Source organism: Candidatus Marsarchaeota archaeon, assembly GCA_023485295.1.
In the GTDB taxonomy this organism is placed as follows: domain Archaea; phylum Micrarchaeota; class Micrarchaeia; order Micrarchaeales; family Micrarchaeaceae; genus Micrarchaeum_A.
This window is the reverse complement of record JAMCZQ010000007.1, coordinates 92,632-109,644: the sequence shown is the minus strand read 5'-3', so window position 1 is coordinate 109,644 and position 17,013 is coordinate 92,632. Positions and strand designations below refer to the sequence as shown.

Annotated in this window: 18 protein-coding genes and 2 tRNA genes; 11 read left to right on the top strand and 9 right to left on the bottom strand. The window is 46.6% G+C overall.

The window, feature by feature from the left end; genetic code table 11:
• Window positions 1-10 precede the first annotated feature (10 nt).
• From M1125_04420 to M1125_04400, 5 genes are all read left to right on the top strand, one after another.
• Window positions 11-670: an endonuclease III gene (locus M1125_04420; GenBank protein MCL5405048.1), complete on the top strand. Its 660-nt coding sequence runs from the start codon at window positions 11-13 to the stop codon at window positions 668-670.
• A complete protein-coding gene (locus M1125_04415) occupies window positions 667-1,365 on the top strand; it encodes a TIGR00289 family protein (GenBank protein ID MCL5405047.1) in 699 nt (232 codons plus the stop codon). Before M1125_04420 ends, M1125_04415 begins: the two co-directional genes overlap by 4 nt.
• A 54-nt stretch (window positions 1,366-1,419) precedes the next feature.
• Window positions 1,420-2,649: an aminotransferase class I/II-fold pyridoxal phosphate-dependent enzyme gene (locus M1125_04410; GenBank protein MCL5405046.1), complete on the top strand. Its 1,230-nt coding sequence runs from the start codon at window positions 1,420-1,422 to the stop codon at window positions 2,647-2,649.
• Between the two features lie 4 nt (window positions 2,650-2,653).
• Window positions 2,654-2,725, top strand: a tRNA-Val gene (locus M1125_04405).
• A 169-nt stretch (window positions 2,726-2,894) separates the two neighbouring features.
• Window positions 2,895-3,065 carry a hypothetical protein gene (locus M1125_04400; protein MCL5405045.1) on the top strand — a complete coding sequence of 57 codons (171 nt, stop codon included), beginning with the start codon at window positions 2,895-2,897 and terminating at the stop codon, window positions 3,063-3,065.
• A gap of 151 nt (window positions 3,066-3,216) precedes the next feature.
• Here the strand turns inward: M1125_04400 and M1125_04395 are convergent, their stop codons facing one another.
• Complete coding sequence (locus M1125_04395; protein MCL5405044.1) at window positions 3,217-3,603, bottom strand: hypothetical protein; 387 nt, start codon at window positions 3,601-3,603, stop codon at window positions 3,217-3,219.
• Window positions 3,604-3,984: 381 nt separating this feature from the next.
• On the opposite strand from M1125_04395, the gene M1125_04390 reads away from it, so the two are divergent.
• Entirely contained in the window at window positions 3,985-4,512 is a 528-nt protein-coding gene (locus tag M1125_04390) for a hypothetical protein (protein ID MCL5405043.1), read from the top strand.
• A gap of 92 nt (window positions 4,513-4,604) precedes the next feature.
• Window positions 4,605-5,495, top strand: a complete 891-nt coding sequence (locus M1125_04385) for a hypothetical protein (protein MCL5405042.1) — start codon at window positions 4,605-4,607, stop codon at window positions 5,493-5,495.
• Window positions 5,496-5,714: 219 nt separating this feature from the next.
• On the opposite strand, the gene M1125_04380 is transcribed toward M1125_04385, so the two are convergent.
• The 5 genes from M1125_04380 to M1125_04360 form a co-directional block, all read right to left on the bottom strand.
• Window positions 5,715-5,786 (bottom strand) — tRNA-Asn (locus M1125_04380).
• A gap of 8 nt (window positions 5,787-5,794) precedes the next feature.
• Entirely contained in the window at window positions 5,795-6,466 is a 672-nt protein-coding gene (locus tag M1125_04375; GenBank protein MCL5405041.1) for a hypothetical protein, read from the bottom strand.
• 13 nt (window positions 6,467-6,479) lie between these two features.
• Entirely contained in the window at window positions 6,480-7,307 is an 828-nt protein-coding gene (locus tag M1125_04370; protein ID MCL5405040.1) for a hypothetical protein, read from the bottom strand.
• Window positions 7,308-7,340: 33 nt separating this feature from the next.
• Window positions 7,341-7,916, bottom strand: coding sequence for a hypothetical protein (locus tag M1125_04365; GenBank protein MCL5405039.1), 576 nt, complete (start codon window positions 7,914-7,916; stop codon window positions 7,341-7,343).
• Entirely contained in the window at window positions 7,891-9,099 is a 1,209-nt protein-coding gene (locus M1125_04360) for a response regulator (GenBank protein ID MCL5405038.1), read from the bottom strand. Before M1125_04360 ends, M1125_04365 begins: the two co-directional genes overlap by 26 nt.
• Before the next feature lie 105 nt (window positions 9,100-9,204).
• Between M1125_04360 and M1125_04355 the strand changes: the two genes are divergently transcribed.
• On the top strand, window positions 9,205-10,209 hold the full coding sequence (locus M1125_04355; protein MCL5405037.1) for a hypothetical protein: 1,005 nt from the start codon (window positions 9,205-9,207) through the stop codon (window positions 10,207-10,209).
• A gap of 4 nt (window positions 10,210-10,213) precedes the next feature.
• On the opposite strand, the gene M1125_04350 is transcribed toward M1125_04355, so the two are convergent.
• Window positions 10,214-12,427 (bottom strand): ATP-binding protein, encoded by a 2,214-nt coding sequence (locus tag M1125_04350; GenBank protein MCL5405036.1) that lies wholly within the window; start codon window positions 12,425-12,427, stop codon window positions 10,214-10,216.
• Window positions 12,428-12,511: 84 nt separating this feature from the next.
• On the opposite strand from M1125_04350, the gene M1125_04345 reads away from it, so the two are divergent.
• The 3 genes from M1125_04345 (at window position 12,512) to M1125_04335 (ending at window position 14,635) form a co-directional block, all read left to right on the top strand.
• Complete coding sequence (locus M1125_04345) at window positions 12,512-12,835, top strand: hypothetical protein (GenBank protein ID MCL5405035.1); 324 nt, start codon at window positions 12,512-12,514, stop codon at window positions 12,833-12,835.
• Between the two features lie 174 nt (window positions 12,836-13,009).
• Entirely contained in the window at window positions 13,010-13,672 is a 663-nt protein-coding gene (locus M1125_04340) for a fibrillarin-like rRNA/tRNA 2'-O-methyltransferase (protein MCL5405034.1), read from the top strand.
• 147 nt (window positions 13,673-13,819) lie between these two features.
• Window positions 13,820-14,635, top strand: coding sequence for a hypothetical protein (locus M1125_04335; GenBank protein ID MCL5405033.1), 816 nt, complete (start codon window positions 13,820-13,822; stop codon window positions 14,633-14,635).
• A 20-nt stretch (window positions 14,636-14,655) separates the two neighbouring features.
• Here M1125_04335 and gltX read toward each other — a convergent pair whose 3' ends face one another.
• Window positions 14,656-16,368 (bottom strand): glutamate--tRNA ligase, encoded by a 1,713-nt coding sequence (gene gltX, locus M1125_04330; protein ID MCL5405032.1) that lies wholly within the window; start codon window positions 16,366-16,368, stop codon window positions 14,656-14,658.
• Window positions 16,369-16,968, bottom strand: a complete 600-nt coding sequence (locus M1125_04325; protein MCL5405031.1) for a hypothetical protein — start codon at window positions 16,966-16,968, stop codon at window positions 16,369-16,371. It abuts the gene before it with no gap.
• Window positions 16,969-17,013: the final 45 nt, after the last annotated feature.

Below are 17,013 nucleotides of genomic sequence, written 5' to 3'. Positions count from 1 at the left end.
GCGTACGCGAATGAAAGAATACAAGGATAAGAAGGAATTCCTGAGAGAGGCGCTGCGCAGGCTGAAGCTCAGGTACAAGGGGGAAATGCACAGTACGCTCTCGTTTGCAAATAGCTGGGAGCTGCTTATAGCCACAATGCTGTCAGCACAATCGCAGGACAAGCAGGTGAATGTGGTGACCTCCAAGCTGTTCAAAGCGTACAAGACGCCTTACGCGTTTGCAAAGCTCAGGCCTGCAGAGCTTTACAGATACACGCGCTCGCTTGGATTGTACAGGAACAAGTCTAAAAACATAATAAAGACTGCGAGGATCATAGCTGAAAGGTTCGGCGGCAGCGTGCCATCAAGCATTGACGGCCTGACATCCTTGCCCGGCGTTGGCAGGAAAACGGCGAACGTTGTGCTGTACAACGGCTTTGGTAAGAATTCTGGAATTGCAATAGACACGCATTGCATTACTGTTGCAAACAGGCTTGGGCTGGTCAATACTAAAAGCGCAGTTAAGATAGAGGATGAGCTTATGCAAATCGCGAAGAGGGACGATTGGGGCGATATCACGCACCTATTCATTGCGCTTGGCAGGGATGTCTGCAGGGCAAGGGACAAGAGATGCGCCGAATGCGTTTTGAATGACATATGCCCGTCAAGCACATTGAAGGCGATGGAATGATTGCAGCATTGTTTAGCGGCGGTAAGGATTCAACGCTCGCACTGCATAAGGCAAGCCGTGAAGGCAGTAAACCAGATTTGCTCATAACAATGCATAGCGGCAACCCAGACAGTTACATGTTCCACAAGCCCAATATAGCATTCACCTCAATGCAAGCAGAAGCCCTCGGAATAAAGCACATTGTATGGTTTACTGAGGGCAAAAAGGAGAAGGAGCTCGAAGACCTTGAAAGAGCACTCGAAGAGAACGGAGTAAAAACACTTGTAACTGGGGCGATAGCGAGCACTTACCAGAAGGCAAGGGTGGATGCACTGTGCAAAAAGCTTGGCATAATACACATAGCGCCTCTCTGGGGCGCAGATCCGGTGGAGGAAATCACCGAGGTAGCGTCAACAATGACTGCAATAATAACCAAGGTAGCGGCCGAAGGGTTCGATCAGTCCTTTCTCGGAAAGGTTATAGATGCAAGGATCATAGACAGGCTGCTGCAGCTAAACAAGAAGTATCGGATAAATGTGGCATTCGAGGGAGGCGAAGCCGAGTCGTTCGTGCTTGACGCACCAATGTTTGCAAAGAGCATTGAGATAACAAAAGCCCACGCAGTCTGGAATGGTATGACAGGCGAGTATGTAATAGAAGACGCGAAACTAGTCGAAAAGAAGGGGCATGAAGCGCACCATGCACACATGCAATAATGAATGCAATATTAGATTTTGCTTTGTATATAATATTTACAGATGGGTGTAAAAATGGACAATATACTGTCGAAAAGGAGTTCATGGGCGCAGAACTCGATACTTGAAGAAGCACCTATTGCTGAAAAGATAGAGGCCGAAGGCCACAAGGTGATAGAGATCAACAGGGGCGATCCTCCAGTATATTTTCCAACGCCTAAATACATGATAGACGCTTATATAAGGGCGCTGAAGGAATCGAAGACAATGTACAGCAGGGCCCAGGGCATAAGGCCGCTTATAGAAGCGATAGTGCGCAGGTATAAGACAAAGTACAATGTAGATTTAAAGGAGAATGATATCATAGTTACGGCCGGCGTGACTGAAGCACTGGCTTTCGTGAATACCGCATTGATAAATCCAGGGGAGAGTGCATTCATATTCAGACCTTATTACAACCAATATGTTACACAGCTAAGGCTGAATGGAGGAATCCCTGTCTTCGATTATTATGACGAGAATAACGGATGGGACCTGAATCTTGACACTGTGAAGGCTGCACTGGATGGGCTGAAAAGAAGGGGAAGGATAGGCAGGCTGAAATACATGCTTATAACAAACCCCAACAACCCTACCGGAACTGTGCTTTCAAAAAAGGTCCTTGAAGGGATCGTAGATATTGCAAACGACTATGGTATATTCCTGATAAGCGATGAGATATACGATGAGATATATTACAATAATGCAAAATTTACCAGCATCTCGCAGCTTGCAAGGGGAGTACCGCACATGATACTTAACGGCGCGTCAAAAGATTTCGACGCCACAGGGTTCAGGCTTGGTTACGCAGTTATTCCAGAAGACGACAAAAAGTCATCCGCCATAAAAGGCAAGATGGCAGATCTTGCAAGCGTAAGGCTTTGCGTGAACACGCCTGCGCAGTACGCATTTGCAGCTGCAATGAACAATTCAAAAATGCACAATCGTGAAATAAAGGCCATGGTAAAAGAAATAGAAAAGCGCGTAAATTCAGCGGTTGACATACTTGAGGAAAACGACTTTGTGCATGTTGTGAGGCCCAAAGGTGCATTCTACATACTGCCAAGGATCGATTTCAAATCATTGAAGATAAAGGACGATAGGGAATTCGTAGGGAAGCTGCTGGAAGAGGAGCATGTAATGCTAAGCAGGGGATCCGGTTTTGGCGCCGACTCGCATGTTCGCGTTGTGGCGCTTCCTCCAAAAAATATATTAGACTATGCAATGAATAAGATAAATCGCTTTTGCAAAAGGTACAGCAAATGACTACGGGCCCGTAGTCCAGCGGTTAAGATGCGAGCCTTACACGCTTGAGACCGGAGTTCGACTCTCCGCGGGCCCAATTTAGGTTTTCGAGGAAGCTTGATAGCATTAACAAAACTGCAGTAACCGACTGGCTTATGGGGCTCAGCCGTGGTTTCATCATCGTTGTAATCTGCCAATGCTGGTTTAACGCTTTAGCATAGGCGTTAGCCTTTTATTTTATTGCTGAAAAGTATGTGCGTGGTAGCATGACCTATCTGGAGAGAATAGATGCATTAATAGAACATCACAGAAAGCTGGCTGAAAAGCTCGACGCAGGAAAGCACAAAGAACTTGCTAAAGACGTAGAAGACAAGTTTGAAACGGCCCAGATGCTGATTAGGGACTACGAGTTCAGACTTGTCAAAAAAGATAGGTAAGCAATTTGGTAGTAGCATACGGAGAAGCAATTAAAGATAAAAGAGATTTCCAGTACCAACCTAACTTATTTCTAACCTGCCATAGGGCAGTTATGCAATAATTCAATGCAGCTGCTGTTGCGCTGTGTAATAAACCAGGGACGTGCCCCAATCAGAGTATGTCTCCCAGTATAGAATTGACACCGCCTTTTAATGAAAAGGCGTCTGTACCGCACTTGCTCTTAATGAATTTTAACACAAATTTTGAGGTGCTGTCGTGGTATCCTGCAAAAACATGATCCTTTAGGCTCTTTAGTTTGTCCTCATCGTAATAAATAAGCTCTTCAGGCGTTATGGCAAGTACCTTGTTTTCGGGTATCTCTATTGCCTTGCTTATTACGTCTACAGGCTCGACGCCAAGCCAAACGAATTTTGTATTCTTGCGCTCTATAACCTCCAAGGCCTCTTTCAGGCTGAGCTCCTTTATGTCTTCGTTTGACAAAGGCTTTGCAATATTTGCTTTAACATGCGCTTTAGTCATATTCTTTTGGGCACCCATAAACACACCTTTTCTGGTCAAGTTCTTTACGACGTTCAGATTTTTAAGCCTATGCCAAAAGCAATATAATATGGCTAGCGTTAAGCATGTAGTAAAGTATAAATTTGGCTTTTTTGAAAGGGCAGGCAGAGGAATTACAAAAGGATTGCGTATTTTGGAACACGTTGCCTGATTGCAACAGCAAACAATAAATTGTTGCACTTCCAAATCAGTCTAAGCTCACGCTATGGCATTGTGCATCTGCTTCAAATTGCAATTGGCAGTAAAGCATTGTGCACCATAACTTCAAGCAATTTTAACTCTGCGAGCGGGAAGTCCCAAACTAATGGGCGTGGCAGAAGCCCCGTCCGTAAGGGCAGGTAGTTCACTGACGGTCTATGCATGACAAGCGAATATGAGTACGTTTATGTAATAATCATAATACTGCTGTTCGTTGTGCTGCGCACGCGCAGCCAGATACATGGCAGGAAAGCCGACACTAGAAGAATATTCACTAGGCCAGTGCTATATGCAGCACTGACGCTGCTTTTGCTTGCCATAACTCCAAACGCATATGTTCTGCTCATTGCATTGCTTTTCGGAATAATTGGTTATTTTGTCGGCACATTTTTCGGTTCTAAATCAAAGGTGTTCGAAAAGGACGGCATTATACGCTCCAAAGGTTCCAATGAGGTGTTCTTCATATGGATTGGCGCCTTCATATTGCGCTTGCTTATAGAGATAGCATTTCCTCTGCCTGCTGCAAATGCCGTTGTAGATTTTTCCATATATGCAAATCCAGCCAGCACATATTTCTGGTACATGATTGTAGACTTTCTTCTAGCATTCAGTGCAGGGATGCTGCTCGGAGAGGCAAGGCACATATACAAGATGTACAGAAGCCTGCAGGCAAAGGCGATTAATAGCTAGGTTCTGATGGAAGCATGTCTACCAAGGCATTGCACTGATGTGTCATCGTTTTTAAATTACTAATATGTTTATGTAACTGTAAGTGTAATTGCATGAAAGCAGCAAGGAACTTGAAGCCTGTAGCGAATGCAAGAGCATCAACCATCATTCTGCTTACAGGCATTGCGGCAATATTAGTCATGCTGCTTGTTGGGGGCAGGCTTGCAGTGGACCACGATTTGCCAAGGTTTGACACGCAGCAGGGCTTGACCCTAGCCGGAAATCTTAGTGCATTGGAATACAATGTTACACCGCTGAACCAGAGCAACATTTATGGAATAGGGCAGGGATATCTTTTGAATGGACTTTCCAATACTGGGTATTGGTACCAGTTTGGCATCAGCTACAATTGGCCCTTGCACGCCAATTCTCACGGCAATGGCTTTAAGATCATGTCAGAAGTATTTTATCCCAATGCAAGCTCGATGAATCCAAACGGAGTAGTACTGAACAGCATAAACATTTCAAGCGGCAATATAGTATTGCTTAAGATGTATTTTTCAGGCGGCAACGTAGTGATGTCGGTGTATGACTGGAATACAAGTTTCGAAAAGAGCATAAGCTACCCAGCTTATAACGCAACCTATTTTGTAGGCGGGCCGTACAGAAACGGCATTAATAACGGAACGTCTGACAAGTCCGGCGAATTCACAGGCCTCATGACAGAGCAGTATTACGATTCCGGCGTTGTGGAAAAGAGCAAACAGGTCTCGTACACTGCTTATAATGGCATTGTTTATAATGCTGCGATTTGGTACCATGCAGGATGGACGGCAGCCGCAAGGCCACCTGCATTCTTTGCAGTTTTTGGATGCACGTTCAATAGCAGATGTAGCTATGACTTCTCAAAATCTGGCAGTTTTGTAGATCCTGCGAATAGGACATACGCGCTGATATTTGGAAACGTCTCCGAATCGCTCTACGGCTCCAGATTTAATACATAAGCGTTTTAACTTTCGTGCTCATGAAGCGAGAATCATTGGATGGCGTTCGGCATTACGCCGGCAAATAAGCCGTATCGACACAGCCCTGAAATATCTCACTACATATTTTTCCAATAGCTGTTATGCTACAGACGCCCGTGGTCACTGCTGCTCCACATCGGTTCTCTTATTTGTTTTTACTTGCCATCAGGGCAATTTAGCAAATTCGTTGAATAAAATCGCCCGAGGCGGGAATCGGACCTGCAACCTACTGGTTAACAGCCAGTCGCTCTACCATTGAGCTACTCGGGCATTTTTATCTATTTGAAAAGTGGGAACCCTTCGGCAAGGTTAATTATGCGCACATATATATAAGAATTCTCCGAAAACGCGTCAGTGGCATTTATGCTTCCGTTCGAGTAATCGTAGCTGAAGAACGCATGCCCGGGCTCTATGTCTGCATATGCGTAAACGAAGACCTTTTTGTCGTCGGCTATTATCTCTAACGAGCCGATGATTACCTTGTCGCCCTTCACGAAAGAATAGACCATTCCTAGCGATTCGGAATTCAGGCTGTTGCTCACCACTATGCGGATTATGTCCCTGTAGTCCTCAGCACGGACGTAGTATATATCGCCAGGTTTCAGTTCTTTTTCAATGAATGCATTATAATCTATCTGCATTATGGGAAACCTGCAAACGCTAGGATGCGCCTGCTCGCTTATGAGCCCTGAAATCCTAAATGACTCTGTGCCTGAGCTTGTGGAATATACTGCGTAGCTGTCCAGCCTTTCTGTTTCGACATAATATGCCAGCCTTGTTTCGGCGATATTCTCCCCTGCTATGAAAAGTATTTTTGCGCCGTTTTTCACAGCTGCGAACATGTATTTTTGCTCTTGGGAAAAGCTGCATCCCAGCCTGCCCAAGTCAAGCTCCGACCTGAGCTTTACAAGCCTTATCCTTATCTTTTTTGGTTTTTTTTCTTTTGCCAAAAAATCGACCTGGTTATATCTTGGACAACAAGCTTATTAGGTACATAAGCACGTATGCCGGCTCATAGAGAACAGGGAATATTGGAGATCCCTGCCCAAGCGCATAATAGTCATTAAGCAGCGATGGCCTGACGGTGTATCGTAAGGTCTTTGAGGATTTTACCAATGCGCTTTCAAGCGAATGCACGCTTACCACTGGTGAGTATATGCCTGGAGTATCCTCTGAAATGCTGTACTTGAATGTGCCAACTGTGTGGTGCAGCGCTATGACTGTTTCCGGGCTGAGCTTCTCTGCAGGCAGCCCGCTGACGTTTATTATGAACGGGCTGTCGGATACGCCGGTATTGTTTATTGTTACGCTTATCTCGGTGGGCTCCCCAGGGCTGCCGGAGATGCTTGACGGCGTGACATTCATTTTGAAAACGCTTGGCGTCACGTTTATGTATCCGATGAAGTTTATGGCGCCAATTTTAGAATAATTGCCGTTGTTTATAGCGCTAAAATGCAGTTCGTATGTACCGTTGCTTGCATTAGGCGCTGCGGACACCTCGACAGACAGGTATGCAGTATAAAGGCCTGAGTTCTGCACAAGCCAGCCCTGCGGATACCCTGTGACCTTCAGTTGGTTCCAACCCCGGGTCAGCACAGCCCCGGAATAGTTTTGCGTTAATGCGGATATTGTCACTACAAAGGTCTGGCCCGGGCCGACCTTGCCAAGGTAAAGGCTGCCGTTCTGCAGTATGGTCGTGTTATAAGGCTCTGTTATGTTGACGTATGGCACGCTGCCAGCGAATACGAGGCCTGAAAGCAACGCAAACAGCATTATGAAGGCAAATTTCATTTTATGCACGTTTTTAATTGGAAAACAAAATTATTATGTATATTTGGTAGTGATAGATGCAAGCTTTATGATTGTATGCTGGCCCGGGAGGCCTATTGTTGAGTAATTTATGAATATATACCCAGTAAAGCCTGATCCCAGCGAACCAGTATCTATGGTGCCTTTCGGGCCGTAGCAATAGGCTTCTATTACCGCATAGCCGTCGCTGTAAATCAGGGTGCCGGAAGGGTTTATGCCGTTTGCCGGGTAACTTGCAGGAAAACCTGAATATCCAAGGACCTTTATGTTGCCGGTGGCAGGCTTGTTCTCGTTTGTGGTGTTGAGCTGCGTGGAGCATGCCAAACCTGTAACGTTTATCTCTCCTCCTGTAGCCTGCGATAGCTTTATGAACAATACGCCGGTTGTGTTTATGCCGTACGAATCGCATACGAAAGATGGCGCTGGAACGCAGTTGTCAGGCAGTATTGCTGGGTTGAATATCCCGCTTGTAAACACTATGTAAAGGGCCGTTGCTATTATGATCAGCGCAACCCCGTAAGAGACCAGAAAGTCAAGCGACATCTGGGCGCGGCCCTGATGCAACCTACTGGATTTTGCTGCCATCCGCATTCTTTCCCACCTGAAGCTTGACCCCGTTAGAATCCCTGGTTATTATAATGTCGAGGTCCTCCCTTCCGAAAAGCTTTTGCAGCTCCTCATACGTGTACGAGCCTATTTCAGAAACTCCTGATGCAGCCTTGTTCTCGAGTATTTCGTTCCTGCGCTCTTTCAGCTTCTCCTTTTCTATTGGAGTGTAAACTAGCGAGAGCTTCGGGACCTCCTTGGATTCAAAAAGGCTTTCCAGGTCAAGGTCTGGTTTCCTGTAGCCTTCGTCTTGGACTATGAAAGGCAAAACCGCATTGAATTCTTGCTGGATGTTCTTGACTGCAGCAGCGACGTCGCTTTCCATTCCTGCTATGACGAACTCGTCGCTGTTCAGGAAGCCTACGAATACGCTTTCTGCCTTCCCTTTTATTATGTCCTGGAGCAGCTGCGATATCAGCCTGAGTATTACCACGCCGGAGTTCCCTCCGAACCTCTTAGCATAAGTGCCGAGGCTATCTATCCTTATGGTGCCTATTACGTAATGCTCGCCCTCCTTTAGCGAATGCTCTATCTCCGCGGATATCCTGTCCTCGTCAGGCAAATCTATTAGCGGATCAAAGCGCTTGCCCTTTTTGCGCAGGAAAAGGGTTACAAGGCTCCTAAGCTCGATCGGGTCGAATGGCTTCTTTATGTAGTAGTCGGCACCATTCTTTATACCTGTGAACCTGTTGCTCGTTGGGTCCATTGCGCTTACCAGTATAACTACTGTATTGCTTACCGATGGGTCGCTCTTTATCGTCTGGCATATGTCCAGGCCGTCCTTGTTCGGGAGCATTATGTCCAATATCACAAGGTCGGGCCTGTTGCGCTTTACGAAGTCTATGGCCTCTCCGCCGTCGTATATCTGGTTTATCTCAAAGCCCTTGCCTATTGAAATTGCCATGAGCTTGTTTATGTTCTTGTCATCCTCAACTATCAGGACCTTACGCAAAGAGTTTGGCTCCTGCAATATGTAATATGTGAGTATGCCGCCTCGGCTTCTCGAAGCTATCGCCTTTGCATTTTCAAGCTGCTCTAATGAGCCCTTTAGGGTGTCGAGCGAAATCCCTCTGCTGAACGCCATGTCCTTGAGCTCGCTGTATGAGACCTGCTGCCTTTCGTTCAATATAACGTATAGCTCGTTAGCAAAACCAGTGAAATCAACCATATGGTCACCTAATTAGATATTCAACAAAAAGTATTATAAGTTGCTGTGCTCCATGAATGCCAGTACCGAGTAAGGCTTATAAGCTTTTTTGGTGAAGGATATATAATGGCGACTAAAGCACCCAAGCACAGGCACGGAACCGGCCACTTAAAAGTGCCGTGGCTTCTGATACTGGTGATAGCAGTTGTAGTTATAATTGCGGCAGCCGTTGCGCTTTCGCTTGCTAATTCAGTCCAGAACATAGGCAACGGGGGAAACCTGACATTAGGCGCATCAGGCACAGCCTTTGTAATGGGCGGCAATGAATATGTCGCGTATGCAGTTCCGAAATCTAACGATTCTGCATACGTTTACATAGCTATGAAACCTGTGCTTGCGAACCCGCTGCTCAACGTAGCAATAAGCAGCGGCGCGCTGACGCATGTGAACTACGACTCTGCGTACTCCAACGTAGGCATGCAGCTTGAAGGCGTGCACAACGGCTCTGCAGAGGTGCATTTTGTAAGCATAGACACAAGCCTGGCCATAGCACCAGATTCGTCATCCATAAGGTATGTTAATGCATTTTCCGGCAACCTGAGCACGCCAAAGGCAACGAACCTAACAAAGGTGCATATCAATACGACTTCCACCATACCTGTAAGCAGCAGCATTACGACCACCACAATAGTGCAGCAGAACAACTACGAAAAGGCGCTGGCTGCGCTGGAAAAGGACGCGTTTTACTCACTGATGGACAATTACTCAAAGCTGTACGCAAATTCGGTGAATTGCACGCCGAACCTTTACAACAGCACATATAGCAGGTATTACGGATATCCTCCGGCAGGTCAGTTTACGTATCAAAACATGAGCGTGCTTGTGCCTTACAACATGTCATTGAAGCTTGAGGACATAAGCGGCGCGCTTTATAGTGCAGTGTACACTACAAAGGGCAAAAGTGCAATAGCGACCGGCACCGCACTTACGGTATACATAAACAGCACTTCGGAATCCATAATAAACTCCACACTTTCAGGTGTTTTTAGCGGGCTGAACCAAAGCATGCTCTATTCAGGCTACATATCTGCGGAGCACGTTGGAGGGGCTTGCGGGATATACGTAGAATAAGCGTTCATTCACGTTTTTTCTGCCTCTGGCTTTGGTTTATTGGCAGGGTGAACCAGAATCTGCTGCCTTTGCCCAGCACGGAATCGAATCTTATTTTGCCCTTGTGCAAATCAACTATCTCTTTTGTTATGGCAAGGCCGAGCCCGGTCCCGCTGCCGTCCTGCTTCACCAGGCCCTTTTTCGAAGCCTGGTAAAATTTTTTGAATATCTTCCTTTTGTCATCGTCGCTTATGCCTATCCCGGTATCAATCACTTCGCACATTACGCTGCGCTTGCTTGATTTGGATATCTTGACAGTAATGCCGCCGTTTTCAGTAAACTTTATCGCGTTGCCTATAAGGTTCACAAATACCTGTATCAGCCTGTTCGGGTCTGCAGTTATCAGCGGCGTATCATATGCGACGTTCCATTCAAACGCAAGCCCCTTGTTCCTTGCAGATTCCTCGAGAGCCTTCACGCTAGGGTTGTTGTAAAGCTCTTTTAGGTCAACTTCCTTAAGGTCGAGCTTTACCTTATTGGCATCGAGTTTCGCAGCGTCAAGCACCTGCGTTATTATGAGCATAAGCCTTTCGCTTTCATCAAGTATCGTCTTCAGATATTCCTTCTGGTCGTCGTTCAGCTGGCCGAATTCCCCATCATACATCAGCTTCGCAAAGCCCTTTATGTTTGTCAGGGGCGTCTTAAGCTCGTGGGCTATGTTGTATATGAACTGGGATTTGAGATCGCTCACAGTCCTGAAGTTCTTGGCCAAGCCCTCCTGGGTCCTTGCAATGGATTCCAGGTCTTCTAGCGCGCGCTTCGTCTGGAGTTCCTTCATCAATATCGCGTAGTTGTACGAATAGCCGTCAGACATCAAGCGCAGCGAATATGAAACCGGCAGCAGGTCGCCGCCCTTTTTTATCAGGTTAACGTAGCTTCCGTCCACCCTGCCGCCACCTTTGACGTATGAGAGGTCCCTGTCGAGAATTTCGTATTCGGAGTAGAGTGTACGTATGGCCTTTCCAAAAAGCTCCTCCTTTTTGTATCCAAGGAACTGCTCTGCCGGAAGATTCGCATCGGTTATTATTCCTGCATCGTCTATGACAAGCATGATGTCTGATGTTGCATTTATGAAATCCTTGATATTTTCTGACAGCCTGCGCACTGATTCCTCAAGCGCTGCACTGGTTATTATGCATATGTAGCCGAGGCCATACTTCGCAATAGACAAATATACAGGGTTGTTTTGGCCATTGTAGGCCAATGTTGCAGGAAGCATTGCCCTGCCATGCGACTTAAGCTCTGAAATGAGCTTTTCTGATATGGCAGGCTGCAGCGCTTCGGCTATGCTCCTGCCTTTCAGCGAATCTATTATCTGGGCGTTTGAAGAGTCGGAGCCTACGCCGTCTACTACAACCATGTTATCGTCAAGGCTCATTGCAGCTACGCTCTTTGACAGGGCTATTGCTGCTCCGATGCCGCTGTTGCGCTCTGAGTCTGTTATTTCCTCAAATGCCAGGTGTATGGAATTCTGGCTTGCTTTTGAAGTGTAAATTTCGAATAGCTTTTGTGAGCCTCCTGCTATGATGCGCTTCCTCAGCGGCTTCGCATCAGGCGCTGCAGAAAGCTCTTCCATCTTCAGGCCGAGGGAGCTTATGTCAGGCTGCCTCGACTGGTTTATCGAAAACATCGCTATCGCGCTTTTGTTTGCTTTTATTATGGCTCCGCTGGAGTTGACAAGAAGCTTAGGCCCAGGGGAGCTGAACGCAGAGTCGAAGTATGATGCCAAACTTTTGCTCATGCGCGCTTCGGCCTTGGCATTCAATGCCAGCCCTATGAATGCCGCGCCTATGGCGATGGTACTGATCATTTCTTCGCTGAACCTGTTTTCCGTTTTGGACAAAAGCTCAAGCACGCCTATGCTTTTTCCCGGAGCCGATATGGGCAGGACTGCACAGCTAGAATAGCCTGCGTTTTTGTAGTCTATAAGCCTTGGAAACTCTGAATATTCGCTAAGCTGGTTGTCCACATAAGCCTTTTTTGTATTTAAGACGTATCCGTCAAGGCTGTCTACCCCCGTCAGCTTTTCTTCTGAACGCCTGATCCTGACTTCATCTATGCCGAATATTTCGGTTATGCTCTTTGAGAAAGCCTTTTCAGCTGCGGGCTCGTCAAGCTGCGACATGGCTATAGGTATAAGGTCGTAAAGAAGCTTGGTTATGACGATGTTTTCAACCATAAGTATCAGTTTTGGTATTCCCTTATTTAATTCGGTAACGAAATTATTTAAACCTGTTTTGAGTCCTATTCTAAGGTGGTGGCAATGGGAATAAAAAGCGTTTTGCGCGGAAGGGTAGGCAATGGTGCATTGCGCAGGCGGCTCGATAGGGCAGTGAGCTATTTCGAAAAGGCAAAAAAATGCTCTGAAATTGGCGATGAGGAAGAGGCAAACGAGCTGTTCGGCATGGCTACGGATGAGCTGAGCTACGTGCTTGCACATTCTGCTAAGCGAAGGGGCCTTTGGCTAAGGCGCATGAATTTGCAAGGCTTGCTGCAGAACCAGAAAAATGCAAGAAACGGGACCGAGGATGAAGAAGAGGAGGTAATACTGCTGATGGAAACCGTGTGGCGCCAGCTTGGGATCTGAAGGATGCTGCAAAACGCGTGCAAGTGGCAAAGGCCATCAGACCGTAATGGATTTTATACCTTTTATACAAACTTATCTGATTGTTCCGGTGCAGTGATGCACGAAGCTCTAACATGAATTGCTGGAATGGCATGCAGCCAACTCATTAAAGCATATGTCAATTGGCTTGATACTATGGAAGTAAAAAAACTGTTTGACGGGGTTTATTCGCTTGATGGCAAGCTTGCTACGATAAATCTTGTTAAGGGATTCAAGTCCTATAGCGAGGAGCTTTATAGCAAGGACGGCGTTGAGTACAGGCTTTGGAACCCGTACAGGAGCAAGCTTTCGGCTGCGCTTATGAATGGCATGAGCAATATGCGCATAAAGCTGGGCGCATCGGTGCTCTACCTTGGGGCTGCAACAGGCACTACGGCAAGCCACGTAAGCGATATCGTGTCTAATGAAGGAGAAGTCTACTGCGTGGAGCTTTCAGATCGCAATATGAGGAAGCTTGTCGCAGTTTGCGAAAAGAGGAAGAATATGCTGCCCATACTTGCAGACGCAAGATTCACAGATGCGTATGCGCGCTTCGTAAAGGACTGCGACGTAGTGTACCAGGACGTATCCTCAAAGGAGCAGGCTGAGATACTGCTTTCAAACTCCAGATTCCTGAAGAGCGGCGGCTTTGCCTATCTTGCTATAAAGTCCCAGAGCATAGACATTTCAAGAAGCCCTGAGCAAATATATCAGGAAGTGCTTGAAAAGCTTTCAGGCACTTTCAAGGTGGTAGAAAAAGTGAAGCTGGAGCCTTATGACCAGTTGCACCTTTTCGTAGTGCTAGAAAAATTGCAATAGCGCATTATGCTGCAGCAGCGGTTTCATGATAGGCATGGCGCAATATAAACAGATTTATAGTTATAGTCGCAATGCAATATGGAAAACAAATATCAGTGCAAAAGGCACGATTAGAAACGCATATGTATACTCACGCATGTGGATTTAATGAACGTATCTGATTACTTGAAGGCCGCCAGCACAGTCGCAGCGCAGGGCAAAATAGCAACATGCAATTACTGCAAGACAAAAACGTTGTATGCTGGCGATTATTGCATTTGCTCTGGATGCGAAGCAATAATATATCCTGCCAAAGGTATTACGGACCAGCAGGTCGATGCGCTTACTTCTGCGATACATGATGCTTACGCTGCACAGGACTACGACAAAGCGCTCCAGGCATGCGATGGCGCCTTCAGCACGACAAAGAGCTACTGGTTTGTTTACCTGAAAGGCATAATACTCATATCAAAATCAAATTATGAAACGGCCCTGATAAGATATGACAAGCCGGGCTTTATGGATGACAACGCTGAGCATAGGAGGCTTGCTTCTGCGATATACGCGGATGCCAGGCTTAACCTCTACAGGTCCATAGAGCTTGCTAAGGCTGCTTCGAAGGACTCTCCGGCCTTGAGCACTGATTATATGGTGGCAATTACAAGCATAAAGCTTGGGGATTATACCCAGGCGAAGCATTACATTGAAGCGCTTGAGGCGCACAAAAGCTCGCTTGCCATAAACTACCTGAAGATGGCGCTTTTCACCGGCCTTGGGCAGTATGACGACGCGCTGAAGAATGCAACAGCACTCATGAACACCGAGAATTTCTCAATCAATGCAATGGCTTATGCAGCGCATGCGCTATTCAAAAAGAAAAGGCTGAAGGAGGCAAGGCTCCTAATAGACAATACAGTGAAATACGTTTCAACCCCGTCTGTTCTTTCACTGCACGAAACCATATATGGCAGAAGCGCACACTGATCCGTAGCTTGCGGTTGTGCCTATTTGGTCAGGAATATGAATTCCGTCGGATCGATCCGGTCAAGCGTGCAAAAGCCGAACCTTTCGAACTGCACGGTTTCGTGCACTTCGAGGCTCCTGACATAGTCTTCTGCAAGTCCATAGGCATACTCCAAGCTATCTTTCCTGAATTCATCCCCATCCATTGGGTCATGCGGTATTAATATCTTGCATTTGACTGCATTGCTTCCAGGTATCCACTGTATTGTGTTGACGTATGCCGATTTCTCGCTTTCGGGCACTGCCCTGTAAGGGTCAGAGCCGCTTATGCGGAACACACCCAGGCCCTTTAGCCTTATGCTAGAACCTTTGTATTTTGATGCGTCTGCCTTTGATATGTATACTGTGCCTTTTACCTCGTAATCCCTGCTTCCGATTTTTGAAGTAGGATGCAGCGGTATGCTCGCCTTGGCCTGGAAAGCCTCTATTTGCAGCGCCACAGGGTCTGGGACAAAGAACAATCTCTTTGCAACCGGATCAATTGCACGCTTGCTTTCATCCAGGAGCATTGAAAGCTTGAATGTGCTGTCAACCTTGCTCATGCCTGTACGCAGGACAAAATTCTTTATGGCTTCTGGGACCACGCCACGCCTGCGCAATGCTGCTATTGTTACGAGCCTGGGATCGTCAAAGCCTGACAGCAGGCCCTCGCGCATGAACTTTACTATCTTTCTTTTCGAAGTCACGTTGCCCTCTATATTTAGCCGTGCTTCAAGGTGCACTCTAGGTAGCCTCAAATGCAGCGCATTTAATACCATGTAGTATAAGTCATTGGCAAGCTCATACTCCTTGCTCCTTATCGCGTCCGTAACGCCGTTTATAGAGTCGTTTATCGGCGTGTTGAATGAGTATGTAGGCCATAGCGAATATTTGTCGCCCTGCCTGTAATGCCTTGCTTTGACCACCCTGAAAATCGTAGGGTCCCGCAAAGTCGTATTGGCCGCTTTCATGTCCCCTTTGAACCTTATGGCGATTTTGTCTTCTTCATAAGATCCTGATACCAGCTTGTCAAATATATCAAGCGATTCCTCTGGAGGCCTGGACCTATGCTCACATTCTATGCCCTTAAAGCGCAGTTCCTTTATCTTGTCTTCGGAGCATGAGCACGCATATGCGCCAGAATCCTTTATGAGCTGCCTGCCAAAACCGTATATCTTCTCTATATTGTCGCTTGCGTAATACTCTTTGTCGAACTTTACGCCAAGCCAGTCAAGATCGAATTTTATCGCATCGACGTATTCTTGGCTTTCGTTCTTTGGGTTCGTGTCATCGAAATAAAGGAATAGTTTCCCTTTGTAAATGGTTCGGAAGGCGTCCTCCAGAAACAGCGGTTTTGCATGGCCTATGTGCAGGTACCCGTTTGGCTCTGGCGGGAACCTTGTGGCAAAATTGCCGATCTCTGCGCCGGGGAGCTCCATCTTAGGCTTGGAGCTTTTTTCATGCTTCTCCGCATCCCTTATGTCGAATTCCGCCTTGTATGCTGCATACTCTGATTCGATTTCGGAAGCGCCCATAGAGTTTATTTCAGCTACAGTGCTTTCTACATATGCCTTGAGCTCGCTTACAGGAATTCCGGCCTCTTTGGCCTGCACCATCACTTTGTTGAGGACGCTGGGAACTGAAGCCTTGCCATAGTCCATAGCATTTTTCAAAGCGTACTTCCTTATGGCAGCCTTCAAGCTGTCATTCATCATTCATTTCACCGCATATATTTGAGTGCTCGAAGGCATCACTGTGCCGTTTGCGGATACAAGGGTGTTTATCTTTACATAAACTGTAGAATTCAGTTTAGGCAGCGGGGTTATATGCAGGGCGTATGTACTGTTTCCCATTAGCGCTTCGTATGTGTAAGTGCCGACAGTGAGTTTTGCATATTTGGGCAGCTGCAGGTATACGCTTGTATTCAGCGTTATGTTGTTTTGGAACCTCGAATAAAGGTCGCTTTGAAGCGCATATGCGTAAGAGCTGGAATTCTGCTCCACCAGAAAGGCGTTGTTCTCAGGCACGTATTGCTCTATGGTACCATTTGCCTCGAGCGCCGAAAGATAATCTGACAGCGCAGGCATTATGCTGTTTGCCGCACTTGGCTTGACGGCTATCAGCACAGTTGGCGAATAATCCGTTACTATCGCATTTGCATAACCCGAAGCAAAATAGCCAGATGTGCTCTTTGGCTTTACTGTAGTGGTTATTGCGTTGTTGTTATTCGAAGAAGCAGCATATGATGTAATGAACATTATGGCAACTAGGAGCGAGCCTATGAAGAGTATGGCGTTTTTTGTCTTCTTTTCCATGATGGCACCAGCTAGATTTGTCAGATAAGCATTAACCCATGTTAT